The organism is Streptococcus suis (assembly GCF_019794555.1).
GTDB classification, from domain to species: domain Bacteria; phylum Bacillota; class Bacilli; order Lactobacillales; family Streptococcaceae; genus Streptococcus; species Streptococcus suis_AB.
In genome coordinates, this window is the sequence record NZ_JAIMEP010000003.1 from 58215 (window position 1) to 80871 (window position 22657).

At 39.7% G+C, this 22657-nt stretch carries 41 protein-coding genes, 1 tRNA gene and 1 pseudogene; 7 read left to right on the plus strand and 36 right to left on the minus strand.

Annotated elements, in window-relative coordinates; all coding sequences use genetic code 11:
- Positions 1-103 precede the first annotated feature (103 nt).
- The 11 genes from K6V48_RS01890 to K6V48_RS01935 all read right to left on the minus strand — a co-directional run bounded on the left by K6V48_RS01890 (position 104) and on the right by K6V48_RS01935 (position 4520).
- Positions 104-451, minus strand: a complete 348-nt coding sequence (locus K6V48_RS01890) for an HNH endonuclease (RefSeq protein WP_222367540.1) — start codon at positions 449-451, stop codon at positions 104-106.
- Between the two features lie 192 nt (positions 452-643).
- Positions 644-847 carry a hypothetical protein gene (locus tag K6V48_RS01895; protein ID WP_222367542.1) on the minus strand — a complete coding sequence of 68 codons (204 nt, stop codon included), beginning with the start codon at positions 845-847 and terminating at the stop codon, positions 644-646.
- 305 nt (positions 848-1152) lie between these two features.
- Complete coding sequence (locus K6V48_RS01900; RefSeq protein ID WP_054365603.1) at positions 1153-1701, minus strand: site-specific integrase; 549 nt, start codon at positions 1699-1701, stop codon at positions 1153-1155.
- Between the two features lie 224 nt (positions 1702-1925).
- Positions 1926-2252 (minus strand): transcriptional regulator, encoded by a 327-nt coding sequence (locus tag K6V48_RS01905; RefSeq protein ID WP_277942166.1) that lies wholly within the window; start codon positions 2250-2252, stop codon positions 1926-1928.
- The gene (locus tag K6V48_RS11995) at positions 2143-2532 is read right to left on the minus strand and encodes a hypothetical protein (protein WP_277942167.1); all 390 of its coding nucleotides are present in this window, start codon (positions 2530-2532) and stop codon (positions 2143-2145) included. Before K6V48_RS11995 ends, K6V48_RS01905 begins: the two co-directional genes overlap by 110 nt.
- 8 nt (positions 2533-2540) lie before the next feature.
- Positions 2541-2708: a hypothetical protein gene (locus K6V48_RS01910; protein WP_222367547.1), complete on the minus strand. Its 168-nt coding sequence runs from the start codon at positions 2706-2708 to the stop codon at positions 2541-2543.
- Complete coding sequence (locus tag K6V48_RS01915; RefSeq protein ID WP_222367551.1) at positions 2699-3226, minus strand: hypothetical protein; 528 nt, start codon at positions 3224-3226, stop codon at positions 2699-2701. Before K6V48_RS01915 ends, K6V48_RS01910 begins: the two co-directional genes overlap by 10 nt.
- Positions 3219-3386 carry a hypothetical protein gene (locus K6V48_RS01920; protein ID WP_222367554.1) on the minus strand — a complete coding sequence of 56 codons (168 nt, stop codon included), beginning with the start codon at positions 3384-3386 and terminating at the stop codon, positions 3219-3221. The genes K6V48_RS01915 and K6V48_RS01920 overlap by 8 nt, the downstream gene beginning before the upstream one ends.
- Positions 3379-3768, minus strand: coding sequence for a hypothetical protein (locus K6V48_RS01925; protein ID WP_222367556.1), 390 nt, complete (start codon positions 3766-3768; stop codon positions 3379-3381). Before K6V48_RS01925 ends, K6V48_RS01920 begins: the two co-directional genes overlap by 8 nt.
- Positions 3765-4334: a hypothetical protein gene (locus K6V48_RS01930; RefSeq protein ID WP_222367558.1), complete on the minus strand. Its 570-nt coding sequence runs from the start codon at positions 4332-4334 to the stop codon at positions 3765-3767. Before K6V48_RS01930 ends, K6V48_RS01925 begins: the two co-directional genes overlap by 4 nt.
- A 21-nt stretch (positions 4335-4355) precedes the next feature.
- Complete coding sequence (locus K6V48_RS01935) at positions 4356-4520, minus strand: hypothetical protein (RefSeq protein ID WP_222367560.1); 165 nt, start codon at positions 4518-4520, stop codon at positions 4356-4358.
- 73 nt (positions 4521-4593) lie between these two features.
- On the opposite strand from K6V48_RS01935, the gene mazE reads away from it, so the two are divergent.
- Together mazE and K6V48_RS01945 are read left to right on the plus strand one after the other, a co-directional pair.
- Positions 4594-4809, plus strand: a complete 216-nt coding sequence (mazE, locus tag K6V48_RS01940; protein ID WP_222367564.1) for a type II toxin-antitoxin system PemI/MazE family antitoxin — start codon at positions 4594-4596, stop codon at positions 4807-4809.
- Complete coding sequence (locus K6V48_RS01945; protein WP_222367733.1) at positions 4799-5143, plus strand: type II toxin-antitoxin system PemK/MazF family toxin; 345 nt, start codon at positions 4799-4801, stop codon at positions 5141-5143. The genes mazE and K6V48_RS01945 overlap by 11 nt, the downstream gene beginning before the upstream one ends.
- 21 nt (positions 5144-5164) lie before the next feature.
- Here K6V48_RS01945 and K6V48_RS01950 read toward each other — a convergent pair whose 3' ends face one another.
- The 16 genes from K6V48_RS01950 to K6V48_RS02025 all read right to left on the minus strand — a co-directional run bounded on the left by K6V48_RS01950 (position 5165) and on the right by K6V48_RS02025 (position 11568).
- A complete protein-coding gene (locus K6V48_RS01950) occupies positions 5165-5533 on the minus strand; it encodes a YopX family protein (protein WP_222367567.1) in 369 nt (122 codons plus the stop codon).
- The gene (locus K6V48_RS01955) at positions 5530-5673 is read right to left on the minus strand and encodes a hypothetical protein (protein ID WP_222367570.1); all 144 of its coding nucleotides are present in this window, start codon (positions 5671-5673) and stop codon (positions 5530-5532) included. Before K6V48_RS01955 ends, K6V48_RS01950 begins: the two co-directional genes overlap by 4 nt.
- Positions 5673-5885 (minus strand): hypothetical protein, encoded by a 213-nt coding sequence (locus tag K6V48_RS01960; protein ID WP_222367577.1) that lies wholly within the window; start codon positions 5883-5885, stop codon positions 5673-5675. Before K6V48_RS01960 ends, K6V48_RS01955 begins: the two co-directional genes overlap by 1 nt.
- Positions 5885-6466, minus strand: a complete 582-nt coding sequence (locus K6V48_RS01965; RefSeq protein WP_222367578.1) for a DUF1642 domain-containing protein — start codon at positions 6464-6466, stop codon at positions 5885-5887. The genes K6V48_RS01960 and K6V48_RS01965 overlap by 1 nt, the downstream gene beginning before the upstream one ends.
- Complete coding sequence (locus K6V48_RS01970) at positions 6444-7700, minus strand: DNA cytosine methyltransferase (RefSeq protein WP_222367579.1); 1257 nt, start codon at positions 7698-7700, stop codon at positions 6444-6446. Before K6V48_RS01970 ends, K6V48_RS01965 begins: the two co-directional genes overlap by 23 nt.
- On the minus strand, positions 7697-7996 hold the full coding sequence (locus tag K6V48_RS01975) for a DUF1372 family protein (protein ID WP_222367590.1): 300 nt from the start codon (positions 7994-7996) through the stop codon (positions 7697-7699). Before K6V48_RS01975 ends, K6V48_RS01970 begins: the two co-directional genes overlap by 4 nt.
- On the minus strand, positions 7978-8157 hold the full coding sequence (locus tag K6V48_RS01980; protein ID WP_222367593.1) for a hypothetical protein: 180 nt from the start codon (positions 8155-8157) through the stop codon (positions 7978-7980). Before K6V48_RS01980 ends, K6V48_RS01975 begins: the two co-directional genes overlap by 19 nt.
- Positions 8158-8370 carry a hypothetical protein gene (locus K6V48_RS01985; protein WP_222367596.1) on the minus strand — a complete coding sequence of 71 codons (213 nt, stop codon included), beginning with the start codon at positions 8368-8370 and terminating at the stop codon, positions 8158-8160.
- Positions 8370-8561 carry a hypothetical protein gene (locus tag K6V48_RS01990; RefSeq protein ID WP_222367599.1) on the minus strand — a complete coding sequence of 64 codons (192 nt, stop codon included), beginning with the start codon at positions 8559-8561 and terminating at the stop codon, positions 8370-8372. Before K6V48_RS01990 ends, K6V48_RS01985 begins: the two co-directional genes overlap by 1 nt.
- A complete protein-coding gene (locus tag K6V48_RS01995; RefSeq protein ID WP_222367612.1) occupies positions 8548-9576 on the minus strand; it encodes a DnaD domain protein in 1029 nt (342 codons plus the stop codon). Before K6V48_RS01995 ends, K6V48_RS01990 begins: the two co-directional genes overlap by 14 nt.
- A complete protein-coding gene (locus K6V48_RS02000) occupies positions 9573-9725 on the minus strand; it encodes a hypothetical protein (protein WP_222367614.1) in 153 nt (50 codons plus the stop codon). The genes K6V48_RS01995 and K6V48_RS02000 overlap by 4 nt, the downstream gene beginning before the upstream one ends.
- 2 nt (positions 9726-9727) lie before the next feature.
- On the minus strand, positions 9728-9967 hold the full coding sequence (locus K6V48_RS02005) for a hypothetical protein (protein WP_222367617.1): 240 nt from the start codon (positions 9965-9967) through the stop codon (positions 9728-9730).
- Positions 9968-9983: 16 nt separating this feature from the next.
- Positions 9984-10172, minus strand: coding sequence for a hypothetical protein (locus K6V48_RS02010; protein WP_222367618.1), 189 nt, complete (start codon positions 10170-10172; stop codon positions 9984-9986).
- A gap of 8 nt (positions 10173-10180) precedes the next feature.
- On the minus strand, positions 10181-10408 hold the full coding sequence (locus K6V48_RS02015; RefSeq protein ID WP_261311018.1) for a helix-turn-helix domain-containing protein: 228 nt from the start codon (positions 10406-10408) through the stop codon (positions 10181-10183).
- Positions 10409-10500: 92 nt separating this feature from the next.
- Positions 10501-11229 carry a phage antirepressor KilAC domain-containing protein gene (locus K6V48_RS02020; protein ID WP_222367620.1) on the minus strand — a complete coding sequence of 243 codons (729 nt, stop codon included), beginning with the start codon at positions 11227-11229 and terminating at the stop codon, positions 10501-10503.
- A 123-nt stretch (positions 11230-11352) separates the two neighbouring features.
- Positions 11353-11568: a helix-turn-helix domain-containing protein gene (locus K6V48_RS02025; protein WP_222367621.1), complete on the minus strand. Its 216-nt coding sequence runs from the start codon at positions 11566-11568 to the stop codon at positions 11353-11355.
- Between the two features lie 59 nt (positions 11569-11627).
- Between K6V48_RS02025 and K6V48_RS02030 the strand changes: the two genes are divergently transcribed.
- Entirely contained in the window at positions 11628-11822 is a 195-nt protein-coding gene (locus K6V48_RS02030; RefSeq protein ID WP_222367622.1) for a hypothetical protein, read from the plus strand.
- Here the strand turns inward: K6V48_RS02030 and K6V48_RS02035 are convergent.
- Positions 11773-12138 (minus strand): hypothetical protein, encoded by a 366-nt coding sequence (locus tag K6V48_RS02035; protein WP_261311019.1) that lies wholly within the window; start codon positions 12136-12138, stop codon positions 11773-11775. The two genes, K6V48_RS02030 and K6V48_RS02035, sit on opposite strands and share 50 nt — an antisense overlap.
- A gap of 290 nt (positions 12139-12428) precedes the next feature.
- Between K6V48_RS02035 and K6V48_RS02040 the strand changes: the two genes are divergently transcribed.
- The 4 genes from K6V48_RS02040 (at position 12429) to K6V48_RS02055 (ending at position 15073) form a co-directional block, all read left to right on the plus strand.
- Entirely contained in the window at positions 12429-12794 is a 366-nt protein-coding gene (locus K6V48_RS02040) for a helix-turn-helix domain-containing protein (protein WP_222367623.1), read from the plus strand.
- Between the two features lie 6 nt (positions 12795-12800).
- Positions 12801-13187 carry an ImmA/IrrE family metallo-endopeptidase gene (locus tag K6V48_RS02045; protein ID WP_222367624.1) on the plus strand — a complete coding sequence of 129 codons (387 nt, stop codon included), beginning with the start codon at positions 12801-12803 and terminating at the stop codon, positions 13185-13187.
- A gap of 15 nt (positions 13188-13202) precedes the next feature.
- The gene (locus tag K6V48_RS02050; protein ID WP_222367625.1) at positions 13203-13748 is read left to right on the plus strand and encodes a hypothetical protein; all 546 of its coding nucleotides are present in this window, start codon (positions 13203-13205) and stop codon (positions 13746-13748) included.
- A gap of 263 nt (positions 13749-14011) precedes the next feature.
- A complete protein-coding gene (locus tag K6V48_RS02055) occupies positions 14012-15073 on the plus strand; it encodes a tyrosine-type recombinase/integrase (RefSeq protein WP_222367629.1) in 1062 nt (353 codons plus the stop codon).
- A 71-nt stretch (positions 15074-15144) separates the two neighbouring features.
- On the opposite strand, the gene K6V48_RS02060 is transcribed toward K6V48_RS02055, so the two are convergent.
- The 8 genes and pseudogenes from K6V48_RS02060 to K6V48_RS02095 form a co-directional block, all read right to left on the minus strand.
- Positions 15145-15216, minus strand: a tRNA-Arg gene (locus K6V48_RS02060).
- Between the two features lie 53 nt (positions 15217-15269).
- Positions 15270-15944 carry a beta/alpha barrel domain-containing protein gene (locus tag K6V48_RS02065; RefSeq protein ID WP_222367631.1) on the minus strand — a complete coding sequence of 225 codons (675 nt, stop codon included), beginning with the start codon at positions 15942-15944 and terminating at the stop codon, positions 15270-15272.
- 31 nt (positions 15945-15975) lie between these two features.
- Positions 15976-17721 (minus strand): ABC transporter ATP-binding protein, encoded by a 1746-nt coding sequence (locus tag K6V48_RS02070; protein ID WP_024404511.1) that lies wholly within the window; start codon positions 17719-17721, stop codon positions 15976-15978.
- On the minus strand, positions 17711-19450 hold the full coding sequence (locus K6V48_RS02075) for an ABC transporter ATP-binding protein (RefSeq protein WP_172007423.1): 1740 nt from the start codon (positions 19448-19450) through the stop codon (positions 17711-17713). Before K6V48_RS02075 ends, K6V48_RS02070 begins: the two co-directional genes overlap by 11 nt.
- 272 nt (positions 19451-19722) lie before the next feature.
- Positions 19723-20070 (minus strand): 50S ribosomal protein L19, encoded by a 348-nt coding sequence (gene rplS, locus K6V48_RS02080; RefSeq protein WP_011921928.1) that lies wholly within the window; start codon positions 20068-20070, stop codon positions 19723-19725.
- 201 nt (positions 20071-20271) lie between these two features.
- Positions 20272-20877, minus strand: a complete 606-nt coding sequence (sodA, locus tag K6V48_RS02085; protein WP_024391732.1) for a superoxide dismutase SodA — start codon at positions 20875-20877, stop codon at positions 20272-20274.
- Between the two features lie 76 nt (positions 20878-20953).
- A complete protein-coding gene (gene holA, locus K6V48_RS02090; RefSeq protein WP_222367633.1) occupies positions 20954-21985 on the minus strand; it encodes a DNA polymerase III subunit delta in 1032 nt (343 codons plus the stop codon).
- Between the two features lie 63 nt (positions 21986-22048).
- Positions 22049-22624 (minus strand): annotated as a pseudogene (locus K6V48_RS02095) (ComEC/Rec2 family competence protein); the annotation flags it as partial.
- Between the last annotated feature and the right edge of the window lie 33 nt (positions 22625-22657).

A 22657-nucleotide genomic window follows, 5' to 3' on the forward strand; every position in this document is an offset into this window, starting at 1 on the left:
ACCTCCTTCCAAAAATTTCGTGTAAAAATGTGACAAAAATTCTCACAGAGTCGTAGAGGGGGAAAAAGTTCCCCTTCCCGGTCCCCAACGGCATAGCGTGATTTTAATTTTGAGGGGGGGCTTTGTGAATGACCGAAAGATTTTTATAAAATTCATCAAAAAATTTTTTTCGTTTTCTTTGCCACCACAAACCCTGCCCAACCACTTTGTCGTTGGTTCTGTCGTGAAAAGTTCCGTGTACCTTGTTAGTCAAGCTAATCACATTCCAAGATACGAATTCCAATTCTGGATATTCTGATACTGGATAGATGTGATGTACCATTTCGGCTGGAACAGTCTTGCCATATCTCAATGATTCTTGACAGAGATACTTGTCACGTTTCATGGTACGACTACGGAACTTCTCCCAGCGACTAGACTTCAATGTCTTTCGGACTGGTTTGAAGGTCATAGAGATGCGCTCCCTATATAGCGCTTAGTTATATCTAGTGTTGGTCTGTCACATCTTTCAAATACATGTGTTGCGATGAGTTGGTTTTCAGCAAAGAAGCTGACCACTTCCTTTTTCTTTGGTTTGCCAGAATATGGATACCGTTTTGGTTTCATTATTGCTCCTTTCTGTAAAAAGTTTTTTCGGACTGGTTTAAATATCATCGTTAAGACCGGCAAAGATAATCGTGCCATTAAATAGTTTCGCTAACAATTTTGCTTGCTCTAACGAAAATGTATCAGTGCGCATGCAGCTATTTGTTATTGGAGACCCTACCACATACCCAAAAATGCCATCAGCCCACTTTCGCTTAAATACATATCCATTTATTGTCAAGACTCTGTACACCATTGCCATTACTATCTCCTTTCCGAAACAGAAAAGGACAACCTATCCAGCTGTCCTACTTGTTTACAAAAATTCATGATACAAATATAACACGAAAATCGTGAGAAAAATAGTACCCTTTTTTCTCGTTTTTCAAAAACCACTTGACAAGTTCTCTGCTTGGTAGTTCCTAAAATAAAACTATACCAATTTCCCTCTCAATCATCTTTAACCTATATTGTGTCACTTTCGCTTTTTTCTCAAAGGGCTTGTAAACAAAAGGTTTTCCAGCTTTCTTATTTTTCAATCTGACACTACTGCAATATGTCACATTCTTATGTTCCTAAACGGAAATTTGCCAAAGCTCGGTCCTGTTGGTCTTGGTTGATACCGATGTATCTTTTGGTAATTGCTGCGCTTGCATGATTGAACAATTCCATGAGCATGGCAATATCCTTGTACTTCTGATAATAGTGATAGCCAAAAGTTTTTCGCATGGTGTGTGTTCCAACGTTTTCAACTCCACAATCTTCAGCAGCTATCTTGATAATGCTGTATGCTGCCTGTCTTGTCAACGGCTTGTTCTTCCCTTTGCGACTTTGGAATAAGTAATCGCCGACACGCTTGCCTTTGATATGTTTATCCATTTCCCGTTTGAGAAAAGCGTTCATCTTGACCTTGCGACGTTTCTTAGTTTTTCTTTCTATCAGCAAAAGATACCAGCCACGGACATTAGACACCTTTAGATTCAGAATGTCGGATATGCGTAAGCCTGTGTTAATCCCTGTCAAGAATATCAAGTAGTTGCGATAGTCCCAATCTTTAAGATAGTCACACATAATATCGATGTCTTCCTTGTTGCGAATTGGTTCAACATAGTTCATAGTTCTCCTCCTTTCTAACAATAGTAAAAGCCAGTCTCATTTTGAAACTGGCTTTATGGTATTGATTAAAACAAAATTATCTTTTCTGCCATATCATTTCAGATTGGTTTCCCCACCTAATCGAAAGAATAAATCGAAAGGAAATACTAGCTTTTTGTTCAACACCTTCATGTTATCATAATACCAAGATTTTCATGAGAAAAATAGTAGTCTTTTTTCTCATTTTACAATTCCCCTTTTAATATTGCATACTGCTCCAAGATAATTCTACGGCGGCGATAGATAGTTGCATTGCTTAAAAATTTCTGGTCTGCAATTTCTTCCCAGCGTAGTTGTGGGTACTGCCAGCGTAGATTGAAGATTTCCTTGTCTTCGTCGATTAGGTTAGCGAGTAGCTTGTCCACTATCTCCTTGAAGCCTTCCAGGAACTTCAACGTCGGATCATCTGCGAGCTTGACCACGATGGTTTCTGTAGGTTTGCTGATTCCGATTGAAGTCCCGCCTTGGCTGTCTGGGTTTCTGGTAGTTAGCTCCAGTCTGCGTAGATCTATAGTTCGCTGGATACCTCGGAACTTGAATAGTTCTTGGTCCAGTAGTTGAAGTTCCTTGTTGTTCAGTTTCTTCAAATGTCACCTCCAAATTTTTGAAAAATTCTACCAAGCCTTCAAGGGCATTCCCTAAAGCTTTACCAAACTCATAAAATACCTGGCTTATTGCATTCTGGATGTCTACAAGTTGTTCTGGACTTAGTTTGGCCAGTTCCTGTTCTAACTGCTCCAGTTCTTGTTGACGTGCCTGCTTAGCCTTCTTTTTCTTGATTCTTTTGTTCATGCGTAACCTCAAAATGTTCTTTTCATAACATTTTCTTTAAAGTCATCAATTTCTTGCGTGACCTTTTTTAATAGATTTTGTTCAACCATCAAATCATGCACGCTAGCACCTTCCCTTTTGAGGTAGTGCTGTAAAGCATGTTTAACAATCTGCATTTGCTTGTACTTCAAATACATGTCTTCGCCCTCCATCTTCTCTTGTTTGCCCGTTGCTTAGCTGTTTCTCTAGCCATTTCATCCCAGATATAGTCAGCATTTTCAAGCATGAGGTCCACGCATTTGTCTTTTAGGGTTTCGATGATAACCTGGTCCTCTTCCTTTTCACGGTAGCATGCTGCCAACTCCTTCTTCAGCTTAGCAATTTCTTCATCGTATCGATCCTTTTCAGTGATCACATGTGGACTATTGAAAGTGATTGTTTCGACTGGACATCCTAACAAGGATTGTAAAACTATTTCAACGTTGTCAATAATTACTGGTTCATCCGAATATTTTCGACCATCTGGAAATCTAAATCGTGTATCTAAGACAGATAGCGGAAAAGGAATAGTATAGCCAAGCTGCTTTGCAAACCTAAAAGTATTATCAGCCATCTTACGGTTAGCACAGACAATATAATGTCCAGTCGCATGACTTTCTAAAATAGCCATTGTAGTTTTTCCGAGGCAACGCCCAAATCCAATAAGTTTAGTCAATATTTCTATCCTCCCACTCAATCCAATCATGTTTGATTTTTCTGGTAAATCTATTTCTTAGCTTATATACTTTCGCAATCATTTCTTCACTTCTAAAAATTCTTTCCTCCTCTACTTCATACTGCGAGGGAGTATATGGGTATCGTTTCGGTCTACTCATTCAACACCTCCAGCTCCACTTCAATATCAGTAGGAATATTCCCTTCCCAAACATAGGAGTTTTTCAGGATATACTCATTGTATTTTGTCGCTGTGCTATTGGCACGTTGCTTGTAAGATTGGGCCCAGGACTGATGTTCCTGGCTCTCGGAATCCTTGTACTGTTCATATGCCAACTTGTCATTTTGATACGATGAAATCATACTTCGTGCGGTATCTTCGACACTTTTACGAATTTTGTATGATGTACGCTCGTTTACTTTTTGAACTTCATAGTCTTTTTGATTCAGTACACCTTTAATTTGAGGAGAAAATACCCAAAGTCCAAGGCACATAAGAACCAAAGCAACGGCAGCAAAGCAACCTAATTTTTCTTCACTCATTCTTCTCCTCCAATCACATTTACAATAGGAGCCTCTACATCAAATGGTATATCAGAATACATGTACTCTCCCGTCCACTCGATATACTTCCCATCTGGTGTGAAAAAGAATATCCCGTTGTCGTTTTCACCATATGATCCATCAACGTCTGGAAGCCATTCATTGACTTCTGTGTGGGAACCACCTTGAACTAGCTCGTAATATTCCGAATCTGGTGTCAGGAATGAGTTTAGGGAAGACACTTTCCCATCAACTGTAAAGGTTCCAACCACCGCTGAGCTATTCATCAGCAGGATATATCCCATTGGTTTTTGGATTTTGGACGGTAACTGAATAGCCTTTTCACGTTGACCATTGACCCAATAGGCACGTCGGATAAGATTATACCGCTCTAAAGAATAATCAATGTCATTTGGAGTTGACTGCCCATCCGAAAACTTATCCGCAAGTTTGAGTGTTGATTGCTTATCTTCATAAGCACTTGTTGTTTCAATATCATCGCAAGCTTCCAACGTAAAGGCAAATGCAATCGCGATAGCAAAAGTTAGTAAATGTTTGATTTTCATTGTTTTTCTCCTGTAATTTTTTTATTGTGGTTTCTGCATAAATCCATGCCGTGAAATAAGCACATCATCTAGTCTATTAGTACTACCTATATCTGTGTGATTTGCAATAACAGCAATATAAAAATATTCCCACATTTTCGGCTCTGGCACATCGACCAGTAGCACGCCTAGTTTTTCGTTAGTCATTAGTTACCTCTTTCTATTTGACTTCCTCTTTTATTTTATATATACTTAGTGTATACAAACAGGAGGATATATCATGAACACAGTTAAAACACGTAAAGTTGGCAACTCGCTTGCCATCACCATTCCAAAAGAATTGAATGTCGCTGAGGGCAAGGAGTTCATTGTCTACAAGGGTATTGATGATGTCATCGTGTTAGCACCAAAAATCCAAAATCCATTTGATAACATGGAGCCGTTCATCATGGACAACGACTTCGAAGGGGTGGTCTTGCTTGACAATGAAGGATAAGTATATACCTCAGAAACAAGACATCATCTGGATTGACTTTGACCCCTCGCTTGGAAAGGAAATCCAGAAACGTAGACCAGCCCTTGTCGTCTCCAGTCACAAGTACAGTCAGATGACAGGATTTGTCGCTGTCTGCCCTATCACTCACGGAGCAAAAGCTTTGGAAAGCCGTGGCTTATCTGTCCCTATCCTTTCTGACAAGGTAGATGGAGCGGTCAATCCAATGCAACTCTACACCTTTGATTTCAGGGCACGAAACGCCAGCAAAATTACCCAGCTAGACACATGGACTTTTCAAAAAGTCGTCCAACTCTACAATTACATTTTCGACTAGAGCCAAACGGCTCTTTTTTCGTTAGTCATTGGTTGCCTCCCTAAAGTCTGGATGCTCTGTCAATTCAGGATTTTCAAAAATATTCCCTACCTTCTCAAAAACACTGCTGACACAATAACAAACAGGCTCAAACATTCCATGGTGCAATCTTACAGGTAGCAACTCTCCTGAGTGCATCCTAACCACATCACCTTCAAAAATCTCCTTGCCGTTGACATCAAAGAGCCCTGTGGATTGCATGACAATCAAACCAGATTGTTCAATCGGTACCGCACCAATTAAATCCCTGTGTGGTTGCTCCATGTTATAGATTAGACCATTTTCTGTTATGTAAAAATGCTTGACCCACTTATTGTGGAAAGTATTCCAAGCCCTAAACTTCGGTATCATTTTCTGCCTCCTTCGTAAAATAGCCAACTAGCACCTAATCCAAACATTATCTTCTGAGCAAGCGTCATCTCGTGGATAGCGTTCGGGACAAACGAATAAAATATCAGTATAAATCCAATAGACCTCAATAATTGTTTCATCACGCCTCCACAATTTCCACTCCAGACACGAATAAAGCCTCGCAAACACAGTGTTCTGAACAGAATATGTTGTCCAATCCATCTGGGTCATCAAAATAATTAACTAGTAAGAAATTATCTCGAATCATCAGATACTCTTCATCAAAGATTTCGCTCTGGCAATTTGCGCACACCGGACGTTCGTTATCTTCATTCACAATGTATTTCTCCATCACTCCACCTCTTTCGCAAACTGCCAAGCCCACTCAAAATCCTTTTTGATTTCGGATTCAGTGAGTTGGGTGGTTGGGTCTTTTTTCCAATCATCTTGGGGTATTTCATCGGAACGGAAATAATTTCCGATAAGAACCTTCTCTTCTTTTTTATGCAAAAATGTGACAATACCTACGCTATTCGGGTCTGGTATCTCAACCGTGTACAACTTCTCCTGTTCGACCTCATAGCCGTCCAGCCAGGCTCGGGCTATCATATCTACCTTTTCAGGAATCAAGTCGTAATTCTCATCATATGCCCAATCACCGACTTTCTCATCATCATCCAGTCTGTAAAGAACTTTTTCCAAATGCCAACCAGAGCGTTTGCAACCCTCAATCCACTCCGCCACAAACTTCGGCACCACAACCTTCTGTGGTTCGTTTGGTTTCAAAAACTGATACACTTGTTTAACCGTTATTCTAAAAGGATGTGTGGTGCTGCGTACTGTGACATCAACTCCGTCAGTGTATGTTTCGTTGACTGTTATGGGTATAAACTCAGTACACCCGTCAACTTCATAAAAATCTTGCTGTTTCATCTGTTTCCTCCAATCTCCTCGCTATTGCCTCAATCACATTAACCGTAACCGAGTTGCCAGCCTGCTTATATAGCTGACTATTACTATATACTGCTTGAGCTCTATCAAACGCCCAATCGGGGAATCCCTGTAGCCTCCAGCATTCTCGAGGTGTTAGCTTACGGATACGAAAATTCGGTGCCACAACACCCTGCTCCTCGCCTGTCAAAAGCGTGTTAGCCACTTGTTTACCAACACGTCCACGTCGTGTGGCAGAGTTGGGATGTGACAAATTGACTGAATCACCAACGGTTGCCTCAGAATAATCTTTGGTAGTTGCCTCTTTGATGGCTAATAAGTTATTCTCCTGCCAACTGTTGCTAGTCAATGTAGGTGCTGTATCATGCTCGCCACCTTGATTGTAACCATGCCCACGTTGAATGATTTTGGGCTCCAGTCCGCCACCTCGCATGGTATTTAGGCAGGGAGAAATGCCGTTCGGATCATACACCCGACCTCGATGTGGGTTCCCTCCAAAACTCTTCGTGTTCAGTAGATTGCCTATCTGTACCACAATTTTCTGCCCTTCACCCTTGTTTGTCGTCAAGGTTGGAGCCAAGCCGTCCGAAGAAAATACCTCGCCATTTATACCGTTGCCAGATGGATTGATATTCCCTACTCTTCTCGGCTTGTCAAAGTTAACTTCCTCGTCACCTCCTCCGAAAGGAAATATCGCTCGTCCACCTGCTCCTCTAAGATGTCCGATAATAAACACCCGCTCTCTGTTTTGGGGGACTCCAAAATTCTTGCTGTTGAACACTTGCCATTCCGCATCATACCCCAATTCATCCAACGCTCCGATGATAGTCTCGAACGTATTTCCGTTGTCGTGATTGAGCAATCCTGTGACGTTCTCAAGGAATAGATACTTAGGTCGGAGAATAGATGCGAACCTAGCAATCTCAAAGAATAAAGTCCCTCTAGTATCTTCAAATCCTGCTCGCTTACCAGCAATGCTGAAAGCCTGGCACGGAAATCCTCCACAGATAACATCCACACGTCCGATTCCTCGAACAGACTCATCTGTAACTCCTGTGATGTCATGAAATTCAAATTCTCCTTCTGTATCATGTATCGCTTTGTAACTCTTTCTGGCAAACGGGTCTATCTCACAAAAACCAACACATTCGTGACCTGCACGTTCCATACCAAGACGAAACCCACCAATGCCAGCGAAAAGGTCAAGAAATTTCATTCTTTCCGTCCTTTCAAATACTCAGGCATATCCTGCCCGATTTCAATTTCATCGTACTGCTCCCTGGTCACCAGGAACTTACCATACGGACCTACTTCGACATAGTAGTGTCCGTTGATAATACCCTTATCTGTGACCTTGCCAATCATCTCTGTGCCTGCGTTGTCGACGGTGTAGATGATGATAGGTTCGCGAGATTCCAAAGTATCAATCTTGTTTCGCATACTATGTGCTTCAATTAACGACACAATCAACGCGAAGCCTAGTGCTACCACTATTAATCCTTCTTTTCGCATTGTTCCTCCAACTCATCACTCTTAGCCCAGTATCTCGGTCCTTTGTCCCTCGCGACTTCGTAGCAATATCTAGACATTGGTCTGACAGCCTTAATTATTCCTATTCCATCCTTGATATTTAATCCATCCTTTGGTCTAACCCTTGTTCCTATTTTTAACATTTACATTTTCCTCTCAATCAAGTAATAACAATCACAAGCTCCATAATCAACTCGCTTCACTTCTTCCGAACCACTAGTCCTAAAAAATGGACGTTGAATCGCAGAATAGGAAAAAATATGCTGATAGATAGCCTGCTTGACATCTTCTTTGGTTTCATAGACCCCTATCGGAAAAATCCAGCCACCATTCACAATGAAATCCAGCTTATACATCAGTCCTCCTCAATCAAATAAAAATTTCCATAATCTTTAAGAGCTCTCGAAACATGGATAGCAGCAGCACGACTAGCAAACCGCATAGCCTGTCGCTCGTTGCCATAAGAAATATCAATTCCAGTACAGCTGACCTTTACTTCTCTGATAAATGGTCTGTCCTGCTTTGAGCCATGTTTAAGTTTCACCATTTTCCATAGCCTCCAGTTCAGCATATATATCTTTCAACTTGGCCTGCCCCTCAGGAGTTTGTTTGCTTGCTAAAACTTTTTCAGCCCAGTCAGGCACAGGCTCTCCCTTTTCGTCAGCAAGCATTTTTGCCTTCAAAGCCTGCATACGTTGCATGGCTTCTTCTGAATTGTCCTGCTCAATTTCTTCCAAGGCCCAGTCAGGAATGTTGGTTTTTCTAAGCTGGGATGTATTTCCATTTTGGAAAGATCCACTTTTTCTGTCGATAAAGTTTCGTTGCTCCTCGTCCTGTTTGACTATGGTCCTGATGTCGTTCTTAGCCCAGTTCTTCAAGATTGCATTGACATAGCCAAAATTTCTCTTTGCATTATCTGCTGCTCTATCAATAGCTCTCTTGACAAGTTCAGGCTCAAGCCTATCAATATCTAAGTAATCTTTTAGTTTCTCATACTGATAGCCGTCCAAGGAACCAATTCTTTGTTGATAATATTCGTAAATATTTAATTCAGTAGCAGGTTTAACAATATCTACTTCTGACTCTGTCTCTTTCTCTATATCTATCTCTTTTTTTAACTCTATCTCTTTCTCTAACTCTAACTCTGTTGGACAGTTGTTGGACACCTGTTGGACATTGTCCAATCTCAAAGTTTTTCTTTGCTCACGCTTATACCTTGCCCAATCTGTTTCTTGCTCCATCAGAGCTGGAACTTGCAACATTTCAGCGTTATGCTCGTCATCTATTTGAATCAATCCTGCTTGTTTAAAATAACCGATTGTCATCTGGATTTCTTCTTCCTCAACATCCAATTTGACAGCAAGTTCTTTTTCCAAGCTTGGCAAAGTTCCCTCGTAGTATAAGACTCCTTCTGTCGATAAAGATTCCAACATGAGCATTTGGTAAATCAATACAATGTCTTTTCCTCCTGGCACCCTTTTCAGTGCATGCTTAATAGCCAGGTTTTTGAAGAAGTTCTGGTCAAGTTTTAACCAAAAAAACACTTTTTTCTTCTTTTTCATTCCTTCTCCTCCCACATCTCAGCATTGATACCCTTATTCCACAGGTCCTGTTGGTAAATCCTAGCCACCTGCCAACTATCGAAACATTTTTTATAGTAATGCTTACGACCACGACCCTTTTTATTTACTTTTGCCACAACCCAGACCATAGCTAGACCTCACGATTTGCCAGTGATTCTGCCTGGCACTTGTTAACTTTTTCTAAATGGTCAATCCGTCTATTTAGTTCTTTGATTAGCCTAGCCTTACCAACACACTCCTGTGTTTTTAGATCAGCCAACTTCTTAAATTCCTTGACCCTGTATCTTTCATATGCAAGCTCCCGTTCAAGTTCATACTGGCTTTGAGGAATGTAATCCTCTTCATCCACACTCAAAAACTTTTTCATCATGTCCCAAAATTTCATTCTATCCTCCGTAATATCTGTGAATTTGTAAGTATCTCAAATTCCGCTCTGGTTGCTTTTCTTCAATCACAGGCTCCTTGACCTCTATTTCTATCTCAACAGGCTTACGAAGTAGCCAGATTAATATTGGGGTCAAAATAGCAATAAATGCTAATCCTTGCTCAGTTGTCAACATCAATTCTTCTGTCATATCCTCTCCTATGCTAATGCTTGCCAATTATCACGTAGCCAGACACGAACAGCATCCCGTGGAATGCGGATGCTACCGTTCTCATTCTTAATGGTCGGCATACCTTTTGAAATAAAATATTTAACAGTCGCATCGCCAATTTTCAGCCACTTTCTAAACTCGGCTTGAGTCATGATTGGTGGATAGGTATTGTCAGGATCAAACATCTCAGACTTTTCAGCCCATGCCACAGTCATGATGTTTTCTATCTTTTCTTTAAAAAAGCTTTCAAAATCAATCATAATATGTTACACTTTCCTTGTATGTTTATATCTGAGCCTGATTGCCGTCAGGCTTTTTGCATGTCTTCGTTCAAAAACTTGTTGATGAAGTAAGTCTGACCCTTACCCGTCATCTTGGTCGTCTTGCTGATCCGAATGCTGCCATTAGGCTCATTATGTGTCCGCTCCTTGACCTCAAACAAGCTCATATCCATAGACATCTGGGTCGGCATATTGTAGCTCTCTCCACGTTTCCGAATGAGAAAACCATTATTGCGCAACCACTCAAACAATCGATTTTGACCGATATTGTAGCCATTCTGACGCAAAATCTTGGCAAAGTCCCCAATCAAGATAGATGTAGCACTAGCCTCGACCGCATTAGCAAACAGCACCTTGGGCTTGTCCGCCTCAATCTGTGCCTCTAGCTGATGCACCTTCTTGTCAGCCAATAGCAGAGCGCGAGCCATAATCTTCTCTGGACTGTTGAAGTCCTTTTCTATTTGTATAAAATACTGACGAACTTGCTTGCCACGGTCAGACCGTTGGATCATAGCAATTTCCTTGGCCATGTCCAGCTTGATAATATGGTCAACTTTGTTGTGACCTCCGCGACCTGTTTGGTTTCCAAAATTGGAAAGCAAAACGTAGTCTTCATTTTCCGTAAAACCATACTCGGTCATACGGTCAAACCAAGTTGTATAGTTTGAATTGACCCCTAAAGCCTCATGCAACTGCCGACCAGATACAACAGGCTCTTGATTGTCATTCACACTGATATTGATAATTTCGTTCATATACTTCCCCTCCTTATCTCTCTGAGTGCCAACACAGTCTCCCACACATCTAGCCCCTCAAGGCTATCGACTATCAGTTGACTGAGTTGGTAGTTTTTCTTTTGCCAGTTGGCGATTAGCTTCTTACTCATATTCTTCAAAACTTTCCCAACTCTCAGAAATTCTAAGTTTCTTGTTTACTTTCAGTTTGAGGTTATCACTACCATGACCATCTTTTAGTAGTCGACTGACCATTGCTGGTGAAACACCAATCACAATCGCAAAGTCTGACTGCGACCAACCACGTTCGTGTAGTCGCTTTTTTACCAAATCAATCCATTTTTGATGTTGTTGGCTCATATTTTCCCTTTCTATTTTTGGTATAATTGACTTATCATCACGGAAAGGAGGATAGGTCAATGAAATCTTTTGACGATTTTGTATCAACTCTCTCAGCTCAAAAAGTAACTGAACTGGTCGGTAAAGCAAATCAAGCAGCCACTTCTATTGCCAACTCTGTGCCTGAGCAACAAAAGGAAACGCTCATTGCTGTCACAGCTTTCACTACTTCACTTGAGCTGTTGAGAGAGTATCATGAATGGCTGAACCAATAGCCTGGATGTTTTTTGAACTTAGCGGTAAAACGCTAGCCTCTTCAATTTCATCTCCCAATACAATCTTGTGTTGGGACTTTTCATTGTCAATATAGGCACTTGCCATTTTTCTAACTCGACTTGCAACCATCTCGCAAATTGTGGCTGTCTCGACTGGAAGATCTGGATACTTATCAAAATGAAACGTACGAGTTTCCAATTCGGACAAGTTATCACACTCCTTCAAAAGTTCCAGAAATGCCGATTCAGCAATGGTGTCAATAAATTTGACAGTTGTTTCAATGTCAGATAAAAAATTTTTTGTGAGTTTTTTCATCAGTATTCCCCCTCCTTTCCATAAAATTAGTTAAAAAGTTAGTAAAACCGTTGACATTTAACAATGGATAATTTAAAATATAACCATAGAGAAAAAGCTTGATAAAAACCAGTTCAATCAATACATTCTGCTCGCCAAAGCTTTTATTTTTTGAATTAGTTTTAACTTGTGTTTTCACTAACTCTTTAACTTACAAAAACTATTTTAAGTTATTCATTGTATTTTGTCAATCATTTGCAATGAAAAATTTAAATATTTTTTGTCAATCTCTTAGAAAGGTTGATAAATCAATGTTTTCAACATTTGAAAGAATTAAAGAACTGTGTAAAAAGCATGGAATTTCACTCAATGCGCTTGAAGAAAAACTCGGATATAGCCGAAATACAATTTATTCTTTAAAAAAGCAGAAACCAAATGCTGAACGAATTGCAGAAATCGCCGACTACTTCAATGTATCGACAGACTACCTGCTCGGACGGACAGATAACCCACGGATTGCCAGCGATGAGACAGCTGTCATTGATGGTCAAGTTGTGGACTTGAGAGAAGCAGCTGCCCACACCATGCTATTTGACGGTAGACCACTTGATGAAGACGATATAGATTTCATCACTGCGGTACTATCTGCACACTTCAAAAATAAACAGAAGGACTAATTGCCTATGAAACTAGACCAACTCTGTAAAGAGTTTGGAGTGGAATTGTGCCTGTTCGATGCCAGCGACTGGCATAGTTCGGGATTTTACAATCCAATAACCAAGGTCTTAGGGGTTGATGTGAATTTGTCTGAGCAAGAGCAAAAACAAGTCGCCCTACACGAGTTACAGCATAGAAATCACTTTCCATACCAGTATCAACTCTTCAGAGAGAGGTGCGAACTTGACGCAAATAGAACTATGATCCACCATCTTTTGAAGGAAGAATTATCTTATGCCGAAGATCGCACTCAATTTAATTACCTGGTGTTTATGGAAAAGTACAAATTAAAGACCATAGCGGATGAGGCTATGATTAAGGAAGAATACTATAATTTAGTAAGTGGATATTAGCTTTAGGAGGTTTGTATGAATACATTATTTATTTTGTTACTGTTGATAAGTGGTTTTGGAATTTGGTATTTCTGGAAAAAATCACCAAATAAACGTAATCGTGTTATAGCAACCATTTCATTTATTTTCTTTTTCATCTTAGTTGGTGTCACAGCTCCTAAACAAGAGTCTACTGAACCGAATACCACTGAATCAACAACGGTTCAATCATCATACTCGTATACTGATGAGGAAGCTAAGGAGTTTGCAACTTATTTTAAAGAAAATGCTGAAGTGCTGGACGCAGGAAATAAAATTGATTTTATAGTAGGAGCAGATGAAGAATATCTATCTACCCGTGTAGGAGAATCCTGGGGCAACGAAAGTATTAGTCGAAAAATATATCTCGCGAATGAACTTCAAAAGGAAAAGAACAGATTGTTCGTCGAATGGCTCAAATCAAAAGATGCCACACTTAACAGCGACGACTTTCTCCCAAATTTAATTGTGACAATATCCGACACAGATCATACCATTATCGCACAAGAGTACAATGGTAAAATGAAAATCATCGAAAAATAAAAAATTGTTAAACATATTATATTTTGATAAAATATAGTTACTAACCTAGGTTTCACCTAGTGCAAAAACGGAGTTGGTACAAGCTGCCACAACCGAGCGGTAACTATTTTTAGCTACTGCTTTTATTTTACAACAAATAAAAAAAGCCCTACGCTCGACAGTTTGGCGACCAAGAGCGTAAGGCGAATCATGTGTAGTAAAAACCTGCTTTGCAGTAGGTCTCTTTACTATACCCATTTTATCAAATTTGAAAGGGTAAATCAATGGCATCTTATAGAAAACGAAGCAACGGCTGGGAATATCGTATGTCTTACAAGAAACCAGACGGCACTTTTGGATCTAAGTCCCAGGGTGGATTTAAAACAAAGGCTGAAGCTGTCATTGCAGCTTCCCAGGCTCAAATCGACTTAGAAAATAATGTTGTTGTAGATAAGACCGTAACACTCGCAGATTATTTTGAGAATTGGGCTACTGTACACAAGAAACCCCACATAGATCCAGTCACATTCGAAAAATACGAGTTTACCCATAAGAAAATACTGGAATACTTCCCTGATGTCAAGATGCACAAAATCACCCCTACAAGCTACCAGAATGTGCTGAATTTGATGGCTGATAGATTTGTCAAGGAAACAATCAAACGGATCAATTCCCATATAAGAGCTGCCTTAAAAGTTGCAATTTACGAGGGAACGTTAAAAAAAGATTTTACAACGTTAGTCAAAGTACATTCCAACGTTGAATCTAAACCTGAAGAAAATAAATTTATTGAACTGGAAGAATATCTTGAGCTGATTGCCCACTCTAGAAAGAATATCAAATACCAATCCCACTTTTTTATATACTTAGTATCCAAGACCGGTCTTAGACCTGCAGAAGCTCAAGGGCTGACAACAGATGATATGCTGGATAATTTAGAGCTAGTTGTAAATAAGTCTTACAAGATAAGTGGCAAAAACAAAGGCTGGAAAGGCACCAAGAACAAGCAATCAAAACGTAGAGTCCCTTATGATAGTGATGTCTGGGAAGCCTACCAAGAATATCTCAAAACAGGCTACATAGACAATCCAGAGAAACGACTCTTTGTCAGAGCATCTGATACAGCTATTAAGAAGATTATCAGAAAGAGGGTAAGCAACAAGCTAGCAACACCACACAGTCTCAGACATACCTATGTTAGTTATCTCAAGCACAAGGGAATTGACATCTTGACTATATCAAAATTGATTGGCCACAAAGATGTTTTGGAGACACTAAGAACCTATACACACCTTTTTAAAGATCAGCGAGAGGAAGATTTTGAAAAAGTTCGACAACTCTTTTAAAATATTTTGGACAAATTTTGGACAAGGAAGACAAAAAGCCTGTTAAATCAGGCTTTTTTAGGTGGTTTCAATCTCCCCTGCAGGAATCGAACCTGCAACTAATTCTTAGGAGGAATTTGTTATATCCATTTAACTAAGGGAAGTCTGCCTTTCTATTGTAACTCAGAAAAGGACAGAATGCAAGACTGAGACTGTTTTAGTCTGCTGCATGTTTACGGTATTTTTCCATTTTTCCTTTGAACAATTCCCCATTACTTGGTGCGGTATAGGTAATGGCATTTGCTCCTGCTGCTATAACTTGACGAATGCTCTCTTCGGTTGGTCCACCAGTTGCCATGATAGGAAAATCAGGATAGTCTTTACGGATTTTCGCAACCACTTTTGGAGTTTCAGTACCACAAGATACATTCAAGATATCAACCCCCGCTTCAATACGAGATTTAATATCCGATTTGTCTGAAACCACAGTATAAATAATCGGAATATCAATGACCTTATTGATTTCTTCAATTGTTTCAACCGTTGTTGGACCATTTACAACAACAGCATAGGCTCCCTCCGATTCAGACAATAAGCTCATATTAGCCGAACGCATACCAGTTGTTAAGCCACCACCCACGCCAGCCAAAACAGGTACAGAAGCAACCATCATGATACTCTTGATAATAGCAGGAATTGGAGTAAAAGGATAAACCGCTAGAATGGCATCGGCATTATGATTCGCAATAATTGAAACATCAGTGGTAAATAAAATGGAACGAATCCGGCGACCGTAGATACGAATGCCACTACATTCTTTCATCACTTCGGGCATTTGAACAATGTCTTGTCTTAAATCTGACATGACTGATGGAATATGTGGTTGAGCCATAATAACCTCCTCCTGTTGAATAAAAATCGAACTATTGTGCCAATTGACCAGCCTGTAGCTCATACATCCGATGATAGGTTCCCTTGAGTGCCAGCAATGCTTCATGATTCCCCGATTCAATGATTTTTCCCTTATCAAGAACATAAATGCAATCAGCATCTTGAATCGTGGATAACCTGTGAGCAATTGCGATGGTGGTCCGACCTTTTCTCATTTTTTCAAGCGAATGCTGAACAGTTTGTTCCGTTTCAGAATCAATATTGGCTGTAGCCTCATCTAAAATTAAAATTTTGGGTTGGCTAGCCATGGTTCTTGCAAATGCAAGTAACTGCCTTTGCCCAGTTGAAAAGGAAGAACCCCTCTCTGTAACAAGCTGTTGGTAACCATTAGGTAATTTTTCAATAAATGGTGCTGCATCAACAAAACGAGCAGCTTCAATGATGTCATCCTGACTGATATCTTGATACATTTGAATGTTGGAAGCAATTGTTCCATGATACAAGAACGGTTCCTGCAATACAAGCCCAATATTTGAACGCAATTCGTGAGGTGCGAATTGACGTATATCTTGTCCATCAATAAGGATGCGGCCCGATTGAAATTCATAAAAACGCATAAATACATTTATTATGGAAGATTTTCCAGATCCTGTAGCCCCAACAAAAGCAATGGTTTGTCCTTTTTTTACTTCGAATGAAACATGATCCAAAATTTTTCGCTTGCCATCATAAGAAAATGACACATCTTCAAAGACAATATCACCTTTAGTGATTCGCACATCCGTACTCTCCTGCCTTGGCTCCTCAATCGTTTGATCCATTAGAGTAAACACGCGACCCGCAGACACCATAGAAGTTTGAAGGGTTGAAAAGTGTTGGGTAACTTCCAAAAGAGGGTCAAATAAACGATTGGCATATTGGATAAAAGCATAAATGAGTCCTGCGGAAACTGGAGCATCTGACCAATCCAAGCCAAAATAGGTCATTAGAAAAGCATAGGCTAGAATTTTTATCAGCGAAAGAGCAGGTCGTAAAAACAGGCTATCCAATGCCATTGACCGACTGGCAAAGGCTAGATGTTCTTGATTAATAGCTTCAAACTCATCAGATAAACGTTCCTCTTGTCTAAAGGCCTGAATAATCCGAATTCCCTCAATACTCTCAGCAAGTTTACTATTGATTTGACTCAATAAACTCCGTGTTTTTTCCACAACGGGTGCTGATTTTTTTCGATACATATTCACCAATATAAAAATGATTGGTAAAAAGAGGACAATGAGGCTGGTTAATTTCCAATCAAGAGCAAACATGGTATACAAAGTAACAGCTACGACAAAAATAGCGGAAATGAAACTGGACAGTATCCCAGAAAACATCTCTGAAATACTCTCCGTATCATTTGTCAATCGAGATACAATCGAACCACTCGGTGTTTGATCAAAATAGGCCATCCCCAAAGATTCCATTTTAGAAAAGGCATCCTGGCGAATATCTCGAACAATACTATAAGAAACCTTAGCAAACCAAAAATTACCAATATACTGAAACAACATCTGAAGGATATACAGACCAAAATAGCCACCTAAAACCAACAAAACCCCATCTGTTACTTGATGGACATAATGATCAATAAAATAAGATGCCAGTAAGGGAATGATACTACGAATTACTGTGGTTAACAATAAAAAACTTAAGGCAGCGATGGTTAGAAATAGATAAGGTTTGACATAGGACAATAGCCGCCAAAAGACATTTTGTGGTGCTTTCTTATTCATCATTCTCCTCCATTTCTAATTGCTGCATCCTATATGTATTGTAGTACCAACCTTTCTTCTCAAGTAATTCTTGGTGACGTCCCCGTTCAATAATACGCCCATTCTCTAATACCAAAATCATCTCTGCATGGACTACTGCCGATAAACGATGGGCGGTGATAATGGTTGTTTTACCTCGCCTGCCCTCCTTGACATTTTCAATAATAGCATGTTCCGTCTTGGCATCAACTGCTGATAAGGAATCATCTAACAATAGGATTTCAGGATTTAAAATCATTGCGCGTGCCATAGCTAATCGCTGCTTTTGTCCACCAGATAAGGCAATACCTTTTTCCCCCACAATGGTGTCAAATTTTTCAGGCATATCCATTATATCATCATACACATGAACAATTTTAGCAGCTTCCTCAATCTCCTCTTTTCCCAAATTGGGATGTCCAAAGCGAATATTTTCAGAAATACTTGTTGCAAATAGAAACTGATCTTGGGGAACATAGCCCAGCAGACTCCTCAAATCTGCTAAACGATAGTCTTTTACATTTTCATTGTTTAATAAAATACGACCATCTTCCACATCATATTCACGCAAGATTAATTTTAATAAAGTAGTTTTCCCAGATCCTGTAGGACCTACTAGACCAACCGTCTGCCCTTTTTCAATAGTGAAATAGATGTCTTCAAGTGTCGGTTGTTCTTCATATGAAAACGCATCAATTTCGTAACAAATATCTCCATTTTCAGGTGCTGGTAAAGGATTCTGTGGATTTTCAACATCTGAACGAATATCTAATAATCGTTGGATACGCTCATAGGAAACAGCGCCACGTTGTGTAATATTAAACAAGAAACCAATTGCCATTAATGGCCATACTAATAAATCCAAATAGGTCATAAAAGTAACAAGTTGCCCCACAGTCACCTGACCTTGTCGAATAAATTGTGCACCAACGAACAAGGTCAGTACGTAAGAAAGGCCAACAAAGAATAAAACGGCTGGATCAAACATGGCATCATACCGCATAGTCTTAATATTTTGTAAATAGGCTGCTTGATTGACTTCTTGGAATGCATGAGTTTCCTGTTCCTGATAACCAAATGACTTGGTCACTTTGATACCTGATACCGATTCTTGAACCTTGTTATTTAATTCTGAGAAAGCTGCCTGAGAAGCCTTAAAATTCTCATGTGTCCTTCTGCCTAAAAAGCTAGTTGTCATGGCCATAAAAGGCAAGGGCAGAATGGCAACTAGGGTCATTTTCCAAGAAATCATGAAACACATGGTCACCAAGGTCATGAGGGCCGTTACCGTCGCGTCGACAAATGACATCACTCCTCCACCTGCTAATCGTGTCAAAGCATTGATATCGTTAGTAGCGTGCGCCATCAAATCACCTGTTCGGTGATTTTGAAAAAAGGATGGAGACATTTTCATAAAATGTTCAAATAGCCTAGCACGCATAATTTTGCCAAGCCGAAAGGAAGTCGCTAGAATATTCATTCTCCAAATATAACGCAATACATACATACCGATTGCAGAGAGAACCAAACCAGCGACCCCAATCAGAAGTTGATTGCCTGATAAACGGTTCCCTGCAATCTGATCAATAATTTCTCCCATGATATAGGGCGGAAGCAAGTTCAATGCACTTACCAAGCACAAGGAAACAATCCCCATTACATACCGTTTTTTCTCTAGCCTAAAAAACCACCAAAGTTGTTTTATTATTTTCATTTCTGACTTTCTAAATGATGAAACAAGTATTGGCAGTATTAGAAAACTGCCAACCATATGATATTATATTTAGTTTATCACAATTAATGATGAATAGAAAGATTGCGATGCGTCTGTCTCATATTTTTCCAGATATCTCTTCTTAGTATTCTACCAAACCGCCCGTCTTTTTCGATATCATCATAGACTGTTGCTGAATAATTGTCTAGAACGAAAAAAGACAGCTAACGCTGCCTCTTCACATTCCGACTAAGTCAGTCCAAAGGACTATCTTAACGACGGATTTCTTTGATACGTGCTGCTTTACCTTGCAATGCACGTAGGTAGTACAATTTAGCACGACGAACTTTACCGTAACGAACAACTTCAATCTTATCAACACGTGGAGTGTGGATTGGGAAAGTACGCTCAACACCAACACCACCAGAAATTTTACGTACAGTGTACATTTCTGAGATGCCTTGGCCTTTACGAGAGATAACAACACCCTCGAAAATCTGGATACGTTCGCGGTTACCTTCGACAACCTTAGCGTGAACACGTACAGTGTCACCAGGACGGAATGAAGGGATGTCAGTACGAAGTTGACCTTCTGTCAAACTTTGGATCAATGGATTCATGTTTTTCTCCTATCTTTGTCAATCTTAGGTGCTTTTAAACCCAGCGGATAAACTGTATTTTCGTGTGTCCATTACACACAAAGTATATTATACCCTAACTAATCACCTATGTAAAGCATTTTGATGAATTTTCTACCGTGGCTAAGGTAGGGCTACAGTCTATTAACATAAAAAACTCTCCCAAATGGAAGAGTAAATAGCTTATTTTGCAGCTTTATAAAGTTCGTTAACCTTGTTCCAATTTATCACTTCAAAGAAGGCTTTGATGTAATTTGGTCGAACGTTGCGGTAGTTTAGGTAGTATGCATGTTCCCAAACATCGAGAGCCAAGATTGGCTTCAATCCTTGCATGATTGGTGTATCTTGGTTAGCGGTTGAAAGAATTTCTAATTTTCCTTCTTTATTAACTACCAAGAAAGCCCAACCTGAACCAAAGCGTGTTGTTGCAGCTGTAGTAAATGCTTCCTTAAAGGCATCAAAAGAACCGAATGTCGCATCGATTTCTGCAGCCAACTCTTCAGAAATTTCAGTTTTCTCTGGAGAAAGTAATTCCCAAAAGAGAGCGTGATTAAGATGTCCGCCACCATTGTTGATTAAGGCCTGACGAATATCTGCTGGAATTTGTTCAACATCTGAAAGGAGAGCCTCTAAATCTTCGCCAATTTCAGGATGCTTTTCAAGTGCTGCATTGGCATTTGCTACATAAGTTGCATGGTGCTTATCATGGTGCAAAGTCATTGTTTCCGCATCAATATGTGGTTCCAAAGCGTCATAAGCATAAGGTAAATCTGGTAAAATAATCGCCATAATTCTGTTCTCCTATAAATTTGATAGTTCTATTGTAACCCTTTCTGAGAGCCTTTTCAATTAATTTGTCTGAAAATCACGATGTAGCGATTCTTAGCAAGGCAATATCAAATAGATAATCTTTATCAAATTGTCCTGTTTTAATTTGGTAATCTGTTTCAATTAATAGCTTGACGACCTTTTTCAAAAAACCAACCGACAGATTTCTTGAATCACGCAAGGCATATTTTACCTGATAGGGATTGATCTTGCGACCAGATAAATCTGACAAGGCAGTAACAATCTGCTGTTCACCACGACCTTGCTCGTGTAGTATTTGCACTTGAAGATAGGTGCGAAACTGATTTAACATAATCGCAATCAACTTGATTTCGTCCTCTCCTTGCAATCGTAAATCCCGAACAAGATGGTTTGCTTCATCCATTTTAGTTTGAAGGACAAGTTGAGTTAAATCAAAGATATTATCTTGAAGAGTCTTCGGGATTGCCGCATCTATATCGGCCAGCGAAATTGCATTTTGTCCTCTATAGGATTGTAGAAAGACCAAATTTTTACTAACTTCTGCAAAATCAAAGTTAGATTTTACCATAAGATAGTGAAAAACATCTGGGTCCATCCGCAACCCAAGTCGACCGACTTCATTCTGGAAATGATTCTTCAACTCCATTTCCTTTAGAGGATTGGCTTCTAAAACCAATCCATCTCTTTTCAGAAGTTTGACAAGGCGACGCTTACTATCCAACTTACCAGGTGCTAGAATAATCAAGCGCGTGGTCTCAACTGGATTTTCCAAATAAGCCTCAAATTGCTTCAGCTCGTCATCCGTCAAGTAGCGCTTCTTATCCGTTGTTAAATCTGCGAAATAATCAAGAATCACTACTTTTTCATCAGAAAAGAAGGGAAGAGAAACTAAATCCAAATCCACCTGGTGATAGTCAGCCTCTGACATATCAAAATAGGCAAAACCCAAGTCCGAAGTATCAAATTCCAGTTGCTTCATCAATAAGTCTTTCGCAATGTGATATTGACCAACATCTTCACCACATAAAATGGTCAATAAACCTAAGTTCCCTTTTTTTATTTGTTCAATCTGTTTAATTACTGTCATAATCTCTCCGTATTCTTCTCTCCATTATACCATGCAAAAAAGAAAACAGCTACAGAGAGTGCGTCACTCTTTTACCGTTTCAATACTCCACTGTTTCCAACCTCGGAAACGGATTGCTCCTTGCAGATCCGTTCGGTAAACCTGCATATTTTGACTGTCGAAACGTTCCAGAGTTTCCTGATGCGGATGTTGATAGCGATTATTTTCACCAGCAGAAATCAGAGCAATTTTTGCTCCAATATGGTCTAAAAATTCTTGATATGAAGAGCCCTTGGAGCCATGGTGACCTGCTTTCAGCACATCGACTGGTAGCTGCGGATAAGAAGTGATTAAATCTAATTCCCCTTGCTCCAAGTCACCGGTAAAGAGGAAATTCATTTTTAACAAACGACCATAGAGTACAATTGAGTCATTATTGCCTCCATCTCCGATTCCATTGGGATATAGAACTTCTAGATAGGAATCAAAAATGGGCAATTGATCTCCAGCTTTTACAACATGAACAGGGACATTGATTTTCCTCAAAGTCGCAACAAAATCTGGTACAGTCAAACTACCTGGAGAAACGTAAATCTTACCTATTTGAATCTGCTTAGCCACTTCTAGCACATCACCCACATGATCTGCATCGGTATGGGTACTAAATTTGATACAATCATAAAGAAATGCTAT